13 protein-coding genes are annotated in these 10,922 nt (G+C 72.4%); 3 read left to right on the top strand and 10 right to left on the bottom strand.

The annotated features are described in order from the left end of the window. Positions 1-7: 7 nt before the first annotated feature. Genes D7X12_RS33930 through D7X12_RS33920 form a run of 3 tightly spaced genes read left to right on the top strand, consistent with a single transcriptional unit; the run spans position 8 to position 2,339 of the window. Positions 8-856 carry an alpha/beta fold hydrolase gene (locus D7X12_RS33930; protein WP_120629359.1) on the top strand — a complete coding sequence of 283 codons (849 nt, stop codon included), beginning with the start codon at positions 8-10 and terminating at the stop codon, positions 854-856. A gap of 36 nt (positions 857-892) precedes the next feature. After that, complete coding sequence (locus tag D7X12_RS33925; protein ID WP_120629358.1) at positions 893-1,831, top strand: proline dehydrogenase family protein; 939 nt, start codon at positions 893-895, stop codon at positions 1,829-1,831. 4 nt (positions 1,832-1,835) lie between these two features. Next, positions 1,836-2,339 carry a globin family protein gene (locus D7X12_RS33920; protein WP_120629357.1) on the top strand — a complete coding sequence of 168 codons (504 nt, stop codon included), beginning with the start codon at positions 1,836-1,838 and terminating at the stop codon, positions 2,337-2,339. On the opposite strand, the gene D7X12_RS33915 is transcribed toward D7X12_RS33920, so the two are convergent. From D7X12_RS33915 to D7X12_RS33870, 10 genes are all read right to left on the bottom strand, one after another. Beyond that, positions 2,299-2,658, bottom strand: a complete 360-nt coding sequence (locus D7X12_RS33915) for a cation:proton antiporter (RefSeq protein WP_120629356.1) — start codon at positions 2,656-2,658, stop codon at positions 2,299-2,301. The genes D7X12_RS33920 and D7X12_RS33915 overlap by 41 nt on opposite strands. Beyond that, the gene (locus D7X12_RS33910) at positions 2,655-2,948 is read right to left on the bottom strand and encodes an MrpF/PhaF family protein (RefSeq protein WP_120629355.1); all 294 of its coding nucleotides are present in this window, start codon (positions 2,946-2,948) and stop codon (positions 2,655-2,657) included. The genes D7X12_RS33915 and D7X12_RS33910 overlap by 4 nt, the downstream gene beginning before the upstream one ends. A gap of 14 nt (positions 2,949-2,962) precedes the next feature. Then, positions 2,963-3,460, bottom strand: a complete 498-nt coding sequence (locus D7X12_RS33905; RefSeq protein WP_120629354.1) for a Na+/H+ antiporter subunit E — start codon at positions 3,458-3,460, stop codon at positions 2,963-2,965. Further along, on the bottom strand, positions 3,457-4,839 hold the full coding sequence (locus D7X12_RS33900) for a complex I subunit 5 family protein (RefSeq protein WP_244224945.1): 1,383 nt from the start codon (positions 4,837-4,839) through the stop codon (positions 3,457-3,459). The genes D7X12_RS33905 and D7X12_RS33900 overlap by 4 nt, the downstream gene beginning before the upstream one ends. Further along, a complete protein-coding gene (locus tag D7X12_RS33895; protein WP_120629353.1) occupies positions 4,836-5,204 on the bottom strand; it encodes a sodium:proton antiporter in 369 nt (122 codons plus the stop codon). The genes D7X12_RS33900 and D7X12_RS33895 overlap by 4 nt, the downstream gene beginning before the upstream one ends. Further along, a complete protein-coding gene (locus D7X12_RS33890) occupies positions 5,201-5,644 on the bottom strand; it encodes an MnhB domain-containing protein (RefSeq protein WP_120629352.1) in 444 nt (147 codons plus the stop codon). The genes D7X12_RS33895 and D7X12_RS33890 overlap by 4 nt, the downstream gene beginning before the upstream one ends. Position 5,645: 1 nt before the next feature. Beyond that, entirely contained in the window at positions 5,646-7,925 is a 2,280-nt protein-coding gene (gene mbhE / locus D7X12_RS33885; RefSeq protein ID WP_120629360.1) for a hydrogen gas-evolving membrane-bound hydrogenase subunit E, read from the bottom strand. A gap of 128 nt (positions 7,926-8,053) precedes the next feature. Further along, positions 8,054-8,935, bottom strand: coding sequence for an AAA family ATPase (locus tag D7X12_RS33880; protein ID WP_120629351.1), 882 nt, complete (start codon positions 8,933-8,935; stop codon positions 8,054-8,056). Positions 8,936-9,033: 98 nt separating this feature from the next. Beyond that, positions 9,034-10,017 (bottom strand): protein kinase domain-containing protein, encoded by a 984-nt coding sequence (locus D7X12_RS33875; RefSeq protein ID WP_120629350.1) that lies wholly within the window; start codon positions 10,015-10,017, stop codon positions 9,034-9,036. Positions 10,018-10,136: 119 nt separating this feature from the next. Then, positions 10,137-10,736, bottom strand: a complete 600-nt coding sequence (locus D7X12_RS33870; protein ID WP_120629349.1) for a hypothetical protein — start codon at positions 10,734-10,736, stop codon at positions 10,137-10,139. Positions 10,737-10,922 lie beyond the last annotated feature (186 nt).

Below are 10,922 nucleotides of genomic sequence, written 5' to 3'. Positions count from 1 at the left end.
CCCCCCCATGGACCGCGTGCCGCCCCTCGTCCCGGACGTGGAAGACATCCAGCGGGGCTATGCCCACCTGGACTGCGAGGAGCGCCCGGTCCGGGGGACGCCCGTGCGCCTGTTCACCTTTCCGCACGGCAGCACGGACGTGTCCCGCACGGTGGTGTGTCTTCCGGGCCTGGGCGCCAGTGGCCGCTCCTTCGCGCCCATGGAGCCCCTGGCGGATGCGCACCGGCTGCTCCTGTGGACGCCACCGCTCAAGACGCCCGCGACCCATACGCCGTTGCAGTGGAACCTGTCGGTGCTCAACCACCCGGAGGCGCGGCTCCCGGAGCGCTTCGCGCTGATGGGGTCCTCCTATGGCAGCCTCGTGTCCATCGCGTATGCGTTGGAGCATCCGGCGCGGGTGAAGGCGCTGGTGCTGGTGTCCCCGGTGGCCAGCGTGCGCCGGGTGCGGCGGCTGGCGCTCACCCTGTCCACGCTGGTGCGCGCGCCCCGGCCGCTGGCGTATGTCTTCGCGCCCACGGTGGCCCGGGTGCTGGGCGGCGCGGCGCTGCCCCCGGAGGCCCGGGCCGAGATTGTCCGCGAGGCGCGGCGGCTGTCCTCCCTGGAGCTGATGCGCCGGCTGCGCGACATCCTGGCCGCGGACTTCCTGCACCGGCTGGGGGAGCTGCGCGTGCCCACGCTCATCATCGAGGGGGGCCGCGACCTGCTGGTGCCGCCGTCGGCCGCGCGAGACGTGGCGGCGCACGTGCCGGGGGCGCAGCTGGAGTTCCTGGAGACGGCCAGTCACCTGCCGTACATGAGCCATCCGGAAGCGTTCAATGCGCGGGTGTCGGACTTCCTCGCGCGGCACCCTGACTGAGCAATCGTTATCTCTTCCTCCAGGGGAAGACACCGAATGACGACCGCCGCCGCCCACCTGTCCCGCTCCGCCCTGCTGTTCCTGTCGCGCCAGTCCAACCTCAAGGACGTGGCCACGCGGCTCAAACCCTTCCGGGAGCTGGCCTCGCGCTTCATCGCGGGCGAGACGCTGGAGGAGGCGGTGGACGCGGTGCGGGCCCTGTCGGACCGGGGGCTGATGGCCAGCTTCGACCATCTCAACGAAGCGGTGCGCACGCCCCAGGAGACGCGGGACGAGGTGCGCCAGTATCAACGGCTGCTCGCGCGCATCGACCAGGTGGGGGTGAACGCCAACGTGTCGATGAAGCTCACGCAGTGCGGCCTGTTGTTCGACAAGGGCCTGGCGCTGCAGAACGCCCGTGCGGTGGTGGCGGACGCGGCGGCGCGCGGCTCGTTCGTGCGCGTGGACATGGAGGAGAGCGCCGTCACGCAGGCGACCCTGGACATCGTGAGGGAATTGCACGCGGAGTTCGGCGAGCCGCACGTGGGCGCCGTGCTCCAGAGCTACCTGCGCCGCACGGAGGCGGACGCGAAGGCCCTGTGCGCTGAACGCATCCGCCTCCGGCTGTGCAAGGGGGCCTACCTGGAGGGTCCGCAGGTGGCGTTCCCGGACAAGAAGGACGTGGACGCGAACTTCGTGCGCTGCATGCGCATCCTGTTGGACAGCGGCGTGTATCACGGTATCGCCACGCATGATGAGCGCATGATTGACGCCACGCTGGAGCACGCCGCGCGCCACCACCTGCCGAAGGGGGCCTTCGAATTCCAGATGCTGTATGGCATCCGCCGCGACCTGCAGGAGCGGTTGATCCAGGAAGGCCATCCGGTGCGTGTCTATGTCCCGTATGGGAAGCACTGGTATCCGTATTTCATGCGACGGCTGGCGGAGCGCCCGGCCAACCTCTGGTTCGTCATGCGCAACCTGATGAAGGGGTGAACCGGTGGCGAACCGCTTCCTCGACGCCTGCGTCGCGGGGACCCTGGGCGGCTTCGCCCTGCGGGTGCTCATCTCCGTGCGCAACGCGTCGCTGGGCGGGCCGCCGCCCTATGCGGCCCGCTTCATCGCGCAGCGGCTGATGGGCCGCGTGCTGCACCGGGAGCTCACCCCGCAGGAGGCCCGGCGCTGGGCGTGGGGCTTGCGCTTCACCTACTCCCCGATGCTCGCGGTGGCCTGGAGCCTGGCGGGCCCCGCGGAGGAGCGCTGGTCCCTGCTGCCCCGGGGGCTGCTGCTGGGGCTGGGCGTGCTGGCCTTCGAACACCTGGCGTTCCCGGTGTTCAAGGCCACCGAGGCGCGCAGCACCTGGACGCCCCAGGAGCACGCGTGGCTGGTGGCGCAGACCTCCCTCTACGGCGTGGTGACGGAGGCGGCCCTCCGCGCGCTCACGCCCCGCGGCTCGCGGTGGGTCAGGGCTCGGGAGGCGCTGCGCCGTCATTCGTGGGCGTGACGGGCGGAGGCGGAGGTGCCCCCTCGTGGGCGGAGTCGGGGCGGCTCTCCGCCAGCCAGGCGATGGCGTGCGCGGAGCTGGGGACGGTGAGCATCAGGAACGCGGCCACCAGCAGCCCCCGGAGCATCAGCTTCGGCTCCCCGGTCGCGAGCGTGGCGCCCAGGATGACGAGCACCGCGCCGTAGGGCACCGCGCCCGCGGCGTGCACCCGCGTGAGCACCGACGGCAGCCGGTACATGCCGATGACGGCGCCCGTGAGCAGGAGCAGGCCCAGCGCCACCAGCCCCTCCCCCACCCACTGAAGCAGCGTGGCCGTCATCGGGACTCCCCCTTCTCTTCTTCGCGGAAGGCGCGGCCGTGGTGCACGTAGCGCGCCCCGGCCACCGTCTGCACGAAGGAGAGCAGCGCCAGCACCAGCGCCGCGTCCAGGTAGCCGGGCTCGCCGCGCGTGGCGCCGTAGAGCGCGAGCACCGCGCAGATGACCAGGCCCAGCGTGTCCACCGCCATCAGCACGTCCGCGGTGGAGCGCTGCCGCGACGCCAGCAGCACCAGCGCGCCCAGCAGGCCCACCATCCAGAGGATGTCCAGCGTGAAGAAGGTCTCGTGCACCGGGGCGTCCTCCCCTACGGAAACACCGCGCGCTGGTAGCGCTGGTAGAAGTTGTCCTGCTCCCTGAGCAGCTTTTCGGGGTCGGACGCGTCCAGCGCGTGCATGCGCATCACGCGGCGCTCCCAGTCCAGGTCCAGCAGCACCGTGCCCGGGGCCAGGGAGATGACCCACGAGGACACCTGCACGCCCTGCGCGGTGCGCTCGCCCATGGGCACGTCCACCACGCCGGAGTGGTCCTCGCGGCCGCGCCGCACGAAGATGATGCCCAGCACGTGCACGCAGCTCCTCGCCGCCAGCACCACCAGCGCCCCACCGAAGCGCGGCAGGTGCCACAGGCGTCGCCAGCGCTCGGACGCTTCCAGCTCCAGGGGCAGGCCCGCCAGGGGGAACAGGCGCATCACGCCCACGGTCAGCACCGCGCCCACCGCGAGGTCCACCGGGTGGTAGCTGCCCACCATCACCGCGTAGAGCAGCGTGAGGGCCAGGCCCCGCACCACCGAGCGCAGCCTCATCTGAGCCCCCCCAGGCCCGCGATGGCGTCCCGGCCCGCGCGCAGCAGCGGCTCCGGCCACAGGCCCGTCGCGACGAGCGCCAGCGACAGGGCGAACACCACCGCGCCGGTGCCCCGGTGCAGGGCCGCGCCCTGCCGCAGCCACTGTTCGCGCTGGTAGGCGCGGAAGAGGGAAATGAGGGACAGGACGCTCGCCAGCACCACCAGCCCCGCGAGCAGCGTGTGGCCCTGCGCCAGCGCGGCCTTCAAGAGCCACGCCTTGGACCAGAAGCCCGCCGTGGGCGGCACGCCCGCCGTGCTGAAGGCCGCCACGGAGTAGGCCCTGCGGGCGCGCTCACCGCCCCGGTCCTGCGCGAGGAACAGCGCCGTCTTGTCCACGGAGCCCGCCAGCGCCAGCGCCACCGCCGCGCACAGGCCCTCCCCGCCGGCCAGCCCCAGCGCCGCGATGATGAGCCCCGCCTGGGTGATGGACGCGTACGCCAGCACCTCGCGCGTGTCCCGCCGCGACAGCGCCAGCACGGAGCCGTAGAGGATGCTCGCGGCGCCCAGGACCTCCAGCAGCGGCCGGGCGTACGCCAGCACCTGCGGCATCACGTCCGCGCCGAAGCGCAGCAGGCCATAGCTGCCGATGTTCGCCAGCGCCCCCGCCAGCAGCGCCGCCACCGTGGGGCCCGCGTCGCGGTACACGGCCGGCGCCCAGAAGTGGAACGGGAAGAAGCCCAGCTTCACGCCGAACGCGCAGAGCAGCAGCGTGCCCGGGACGACCAGCGCGTACGGGTCCTGCGCCTGTCCCCACGCGACCATGGACTGCATGTCCAGGGTGCCGGTGGTGAGGTACAGCATCACCACCGCGGTGAGGAACAGCATGGACCCCATCAGGTTCACCACCACGAAGGTGAACGCGGCGCGCAGGTTCCGGGCCGTCTCCCCATAGGACGCCAGCGCGAAGGCGGACGTCATCGCCAGCTCGAAGAAGACGTAGAAGTTGAACGCGTCGGACGTGAAGAACACGCCCGTGAGCCCCGCGCCCAGGAACACCACCAGCGAGGGGAAGCTGCGGGACGTGATGCCCCCGGCGACGTGCTCGTAGACGAGCGTGCCCAGGAGCACCGCGGTGGACACCAGCGCGTACACGACGGACAGCGGGTCCGCGCGCATGCGGATGCCCACGCCCACCGGCCAGTCGCCGGTGATGAACTCGGGCGGGTGGGCGCTCCAGGCCTGGGGCAGCAGCAGCGCCGTGCACACGAGCGTGGCGGCCAGGGTCGCGATGCCCAGCCACGCCACCCACGCGCGCCGGCCATCCAGGAACGCCAGCACCGAGGCCAGCACCCACGGCAGCAGCAGCGGTCCCCAGAGGGGCATGGTCATCGCCGTCATCCGGGTGTCCCCTCTCCGGTGTCGTGCGCGCGCTTGAGCTCCGCTTCCACCAGCCGGTCCGTGCGCAGCGACCCGTGCGCGCGCTGCGTGCGGTGCACCAGCGTGAGCAGCAGCGCGGACACCGCGAAGCCGATGACGATGGCCGTGAGCGCCAGCGACTGGAGCACGGGGTCCGTCACCGGAAAACCCGGCTGCACGTTCACGGCCTCGCCGCGCTCCGGGAAGGAGCCCGCGAGGATGAGCAGCACGCTGGAGTTGGTGAGGAGCACCGTGCCGCACGCCACGCGCACCAGCTCACGCTCCAGCACCATGCGCACGCCGCACGCGAACAGCAGGCCCACCACCAGGGACGCGATGAGGATCATGGCCCGGACTCCTCTTCCGTGGAGGTGCTGAGCGCGAACCGGTCGATGACGGTGACCACGAGCCCGAAGACGATGAGCATCAGCCCCCCTTCGAAGATGAGCGCGGTGTGCAGGTGGAACGCGCCCGCGCCCAGCTCCGGCTGCCCCGGCCGGGGAAAGAGGCTCACGGGGGCGTAGCCTGCGAGCACGGGCAGGAACGAGGTGCCCACCAGCAGCAGCAGCCCCACGCCCGCGAGCAGCGCCGCGTACCGCACCGCCACGTAGCGCCGGGCCTGTTCTCGGCCCATCACCACGTACTGCAAGAGCACCACGAGCCCCGCGAGCGCTCCGGCGGGGAAGCCGCCGCCCACCTGCCCGCCGCCCTTGAGCCAGAGGGCCAGGGCGATGATCAACGCCGGCCGCACCAGCATGCGCGACAGGGGTGGGACGAACGAACGCATGTCAGCGCTTCCCCTTCAGCCGCAGCAGGCTGGTGACGCCCAGGAGCGCGGCCACCACGACGCTCATCTCCCCCACGGTGTCCAGGCCGCGGAAGTCGGTGAGCACGGCGGCGACGACGTTGGGCGAGTGCGCGACCTCCGCGAGCTTCACCGTCTGGGTGCCCACGCGGTCCGCCTGGAGGTGGGACAGGGCGCTCCAGCTCAGGAGGAAGGCGCTGACGCCCGCGATGCCCGCGGAGATGCGGTCGCGGCCGCGCGGCTTCTGGGCCTCTTGCTGCGCCCGCTCCAGCCGGCGGCTGGGGAGCAGCGCGAGCAGCCCCGCGAAGAGCAGCGTGAAGACGCTCTCCACCAGCACGGAGGTGAGGGCCACGTCGGGCGCGGCGGCGAAGGCGTACACCATGGCCAGGCTGAAGCCCACGCAGGAGATGAGCAACACCAGCACCATGTGGCCGCGGGCGCGCAGCGTGGCCAGCGCCGCCCCGGACGCGAACACCAGCGCCATCACCAGCGTCAGGTCCGCCCACCCCACCGTGCCCGGGAGGAAGCGGTGGCGCAGCGGCGTCACCCACAGCACCGTCAGGCCCAGCAGGCCCGTGGGCACCAGCACGGACGCCACCCGGTCGCGCAGGTCGCGCACCTCCAGCTCGTGCAGCCACGTCGACAGCCGGTCCAACAGGTGCAGCAGCCGCCGGTAGCCGAGTTCGGGGCCGAACCGGGAGACGACCTCCAGCACGCGCGCGAGCCCCGGCGTCCACGCGAGGCGCGTGGCGAACAGCAGCGCGCCCAGCGCCCAGGCGCCCACGGCCAGCAGGTTCTCCGCCCGCGCATCCAGGTGGTACGCGAGCGCCAGCGTGGAGGGTTCGCCTCGCATGGCGGAGGCCGCGGCGCGTGCGGGCTCGACGAGGAGGCCCGGCAGGATTCCGCCGGCGAGCACGGACCCAGCGAGCACGACGACGGGGGCGACGAGGAGCCGGGGCGCGGCGGGCACGTCCTGGCGCTTGCCCCCGAAGAGGCCCCACCAGAGGCGCAGCGTGTACGCGAGCGTCAGGCCCGCGCCCACGAGTCCTGCCGCCATGAACGCGGGGCCCCGCTGCACGAGGGCGTGGAAGAAGACCTCGTCCTTGAAGAAGCCCACGGTGAGGGGCAGCGCGGCGAGCCCCGCGGCGGCCACGGCGCTGGCGCCCGCGAGCACGGGGAGGGAGTGGCGCAGGCCGCTGACCTCGGAGAGCTTCTTCTTCCCGGTCACCTGCGTCACGGCGCCCACGGTGAGGAACAGGGCCGCTTTGCAGGGGGCGTGGGCGGCGACGTAGAACGGCGCGCCTTCGGAGCCCAGCGCCACGAGCACCAGCGCATAGCCGTACTGCGCGATGGTGGAGTACGCGAGCACGCGCTTGAACGGATCCGCCACCAGGGCCAGGAGGCTGCCCACTGTCATGGACAGGAACCCGATGGCGAGCAGCCCGTCGCGCACGGCCAGCGCCGGGGCGAACAGCGGGTAGAGGCGCTGGAGGAGGAAGACGCCCGCGGCCACCATCGCCGCCGAGTGCAGGTACGAGGACACCGGCGTGGGCGCGGCCATGGCGCGCGGCAGCCAGAAGTGGAACGGCACCTGCGCGCTCTTGCCCAGCGCGCCCACGGCCAGGCACACCAGCGCGCCGGTGGACGCGGGGGAGGTCGCGGCGCGCTCGAAGACGAGCGGCAGGGAGAAGGTGCCGTACTGGAGGCCCAGCGTCATCGCGCCCGCGAAGAAGACGACGGAGGTGGCGCCGGTGAGCACCAGCGACAGCAGCGCGGCGGCGCGCGACTCCGGGTCATCGCGGTCGTAGCCGATGAGCAGGTACGAGACGATGGTGGTGAGGTCCAACGCCACGAAGAGCAGCAGCAGGTCGTCCACGGTGACGAGCAGCACCATGGCGGCCATGAACGACAGCAGGAGGACGTGGAAGCGCACCTCGTCGCGCGCGGGGCGGCCCTTCTCCTCCAGGTGGTGCGGCAGGTACGCGCGCGAGTACAGGACGACGAGCGCCCCGACGGACAGCGCCATCACCGCGTAGAGGCCGGACAGTCCATCCCGCGTGAACTCCAGCGACAGGCCCCAGGTGGGAGCCCAGGGGAGGACGAGGCGCGCGGGCCCCAGCGTCAATTCCCAGCCGAGCGCGACCAGCGAGGCCACGGCCCCCGAAGCGCCCACCCAGGCCGAGGCCCCCGGGCGCCACCGGCCCGCGACATACGCGAGCGGCGCGCACGCCAGGGCCAGCAGGATGGGCAGGAGGAGGGGCATGGTGGGCGAGCGGCCCACGTTAGGAGTGGCCCACCGGGGCCGGCGCACAACCGTCCCCCCATCGTACGGAGCGTCACACGGCGGTCACTCGGGGGGCGGGGGACGTGCGCTGGTGGACAGCACGGGCCCTACAGCGAGTTCAACAGCTCCCGGCACTCGCGCCGCCAGTGGAGCGAGGCCGTGGGCACCGCGCGCACGCGCACGGTTCCGTCGGAGGGCTCGCGCGACACGAGGCGCACCTCCTCCGGACGCACGTGCTCCAGCAGGTCCGACGAGTGCGTGGACAGCACCACCTGCACCGGCTGGCCTCCCGTGGACTCGCCGCGCGCCATGGCTCGCAACAGCTGCAGCACCTCGCGCACCAGCCCCGGATGCAGGGTGCGCTCCGGCTCGTCCAACGTGAGCAGCTCCGGCAGCGGCCGCTGATAGGGCAGCACCAGGAGCGCCAGCAACCACAACACCCCGTCCGACACGTGCTCGGGGCCGAACCACACGTCCGGACTCCAACGGTCGCGGAAGCGCAGCCGGAAGGAGCGGTCCTCCAGCTCGCGCGCCACGTCCACGTCCGACAGGGACGGCACCCGCTGGACCAGCTCCTTGGAGATGATGTCGCGCGTGGCTTGAGGCAGCGCCGCGAAGACACTGGCCAGGTTGCCACCCTTGCGCTCCAGCCAGGTCGCCCTCGCGGCGGAGCCCCCCGCGCGCAGCGCCTCCATGCTCAGCGCCAGCTGCTGCGTGGAGTGGCCCTGGCCCGGCAGCGTGTCCATCACGCTGAACGGATACACCACGCGCGTGCGGTCCCCGTGCGCGTACGTCCACTCGATGGAGAGCGGTCGCTTCTCATCCAGGCGCCAGAAGTCCGTGGGCTCGTACGCGAGCTGGTGCTGGAGCCCCTCCAGCATCGACGTCTTCCCCGAGGCCGTGGGCCCCATCAGGACGGTGAACGGTTCCAGCGCGAGCTTCACGCCAAGCAGACACCGGAAGTGCTCGAAGTAGACGGACGCGATCACCCCTGGAGCCTAGCGGGATCCCCCCAGGGGACGTCCATGCCCCCGTCGCGGATCCACGCCCGCATGCTCCCGGGCACGGCAGGCGGTCCATCAGGACTTCAGGACCTCAGCACGCGCTCCCGCACGGACACCGAGGCCGTCATCACCGACGCCGCGCCCACATACCGGTCCACCGGCGACAGCGGCCCCGTGCCCGGCAACGCCGCCAGCTCGCGCACCCACTCCGAGCCCGTCCGCCCCTGCGCCCCCGCGTCCAGGCAGGCCCGCAGGTCCGCCTGGAGCCGCGCCCCCGTCTCCCCTTCACCGGGCGCGTCCAGCAACAGCCGCCGCAGGACCTCCCTCGGCGCGGGGGACAGCTCGCGCAGCGCGTCCTCGAGCTCCGCCGAAGCCGGAGCCTGGGCCGAAGCCTGATTTCCAGGGCGGCCGGTGATCAGCTCCAGCAGCAGCAGCCCGAGCGCGCGCAGGTCCTCGCGCGCCTCCACCCGGGGCTCCGCCACCACGTCCTCCGGCACGGGCAGTGGCGCGACCACGTCCGGCCTCGCGGGGGACGTGAACCGGCGCAGCAGCCGGCACGCGGGGCGCAACCCGAAGTCCGTCAGCGTCACCTCGCCCCGAGGCCCCAGCCGGATGCGGTTCGGCCGCACGTCCCCGTGCACCACCTTCGTGACGTGGGCGGCGTGCAGCGCGCCCGCGACCTCCGCGCCCACGTGGCACACGAACGCCTCCGACAGCCGCGTGCCCCGCCCCGCCACGCGCCGTCGCGCCGTGGCCAGCGAGCAGCCGGGAACGTAGTCCGACACCACCGTCAGCGTGTCGCGCACGTCCACCTGGAAGCCGTGCAGCCGCGCGATGCCCGGATGCCGCAGCGGCACCGCCCGCGTCAGCGCCTCCTCCAGGGGAAGCCGCGTCTCCGGCGCGAGCCCCGGCGCCAGGAGGAACGTCTTCACCACCAGGGGACGCTCACCCTGTTCGCCCTGCTCCAGCGGCCACACCAGCGACACCCACTCGCCCAGCGGTCCCCGCCCCAACGGATGGATGGGCGCGAACGCGGGCAGTCGGGGCGAGAACGGGAGCACGGACATGGTGACCTCCAACCCAACACAGACAACCTGGGACGTCAACCCGCACGTCCCTACGTCAGGGGTCCTGCTTCCTCCCGACCCCCGGGCGTGCGGCCCCGGGGTCGGGAAGAGGGCAGCGCCTAGAAGTAACCGCCCACGGTCGTGGTGATGCCGAGGATCACGTCGCTGCCGGAGAAGTTACCCTGCTGGGCGCCCAGACCGAAGCCGCGGTCGCTGATGAGGGCGCGCATCTGCGGACCCGCGCCCACGAAGAAGTGCGGCGTGACGTGGAACAGGATGGGCGCGTTCACGTCCAGGACGAAGGCCACGTCGCTGGCGTTCGGCACGTGGCCGAAGCGGATGCCGAAGCCCAGCTTGGGCCAGAACGACACGCGCTCCGACAGGGGCAGGTTGTAGCCCACGCGGCCCAGCACGCCGAGTCCCACCGTGGTGGCGTCACCGAAGGCCAGCTGCACCAGCGCCGAGGCGCCCACCGACAGGTTCTGCTGGAGGAAGTAGTCCGCCGACGGCTCCAGGCGCACCTCGAAGACTTCCGCTTCGGTGTAGTAGCCGAGGAAGCCGGACATCTCCTGGCTGACGACCACCTGGCCCGGCTGACCGAACTCCGAGGCCCTGCCCGGATCGCTGTTCAGGTTGGGCTCCTCGGCCGCCATCGCCGACGCCGACACAGAGAGCCCCGCCACCAGCGCCAGTCCCGTCCACTTGCTGTTTCCACGCATCGAGGTTGCTCCTCACGTTCGCGCCCGGCCGACCCTTCCCGGTGCGCATGCGGGGCCCCTTCTAATCAAAGACCGCCGCAACGCGAGGATGTTTTCCCGCCCCCCGACACTTCCGTTGACCCTCCACCATCCGCTGATCGCGCCCGGTCAGCGCACCGCCCGGGCCACGCCCCTCACGCCCAGGGC

The sequence above is a fragment of the Corallococcus sicarius genome (assembly GCF_003611735.1).
Lineage (GTDB): Bacteria > Myxococcota > Myxococcia > Myxococcales > Myxococcaceae > Corallococcus > Corallococcus sicarius.
This window is presented reverse-complemented; position numbering and strand designations above follow the sequence as displayed.

Bases quoted from the DNA above. Each gene is read 5' to 3' on its own strand.
- D7X12_RS33930 (WP_120629359.1), top strand. From the start codon at position 8: ATGGACCGCGTGCCGCCCCTCGTCCCGGACGTGGAAGACATCCAGCGG.
- D7X12_RS33925 (WP_120629358.1), top strand. From the start codon at position 893: ATGACGACCGCCGCCGCCCACCTGTCCCGCTCCGCCCTGCTGTTCCTG.
- D7X12_RS33915 (WP_120629356.1), bottom strand. From the start codon at position 2,658: ATGACGGCCACGCTGCTTCAGTGGGTGGGGGAGGGGCTGGTGGCGCTG.
- D7X12_RS33905 (WP_120629354.1), bottom strand. From the start codon at position 3,460: ATGAGGCTGCGCTCGGTGGTGCGGGGCCTGGCCCTCACGCTGCTCTAC.
- D7X12_RS33900 (WP_244224945.1), bottom strand. From the start codon at position 4,839: ATGACGGCGATGACCATGCCCCTCTGGGGACCGCTGCTGCTGCCGTGG.
- D7X12_RS33895 (WP_120629353.1), bottom strand. From the start codon at position 5,204: ATGATCCTCATCGCGTCCCTGGTGGTGGGCCTGCTGTTCGCGTGCGGC.
- D7X12_RS33890 (WP_120629352.1), bottom strand. From the start codon at position 5,644: ATGCGTTCGTTCGTCCCACCCCTGTCGCGCATGCTGGTGCGGCCGGCG.
- mbhE (WP_120629360.1), bottom strand. From the start codon at position 7,925: ATGCCCCTCCTCCTGCCCATCCTGCTGGCCCTGGCGTGCGCGCCGCTC.
- D7X12_RS33875 (WP_120629350.1), bottom strand. From the start codon at position 10,017: ATGTCCGTGCTCCCGTTCTCGCCCCGACTGCCCGCGTTCGCGCCCATC.
- D7X12_RS33870 (WP_120629349.1), bottom strand. From the start codon at position 10,736: ATGCGTGGAAACAGCAAGTGGACGGGACTGGCGCTGGTGGCGGGGCTC.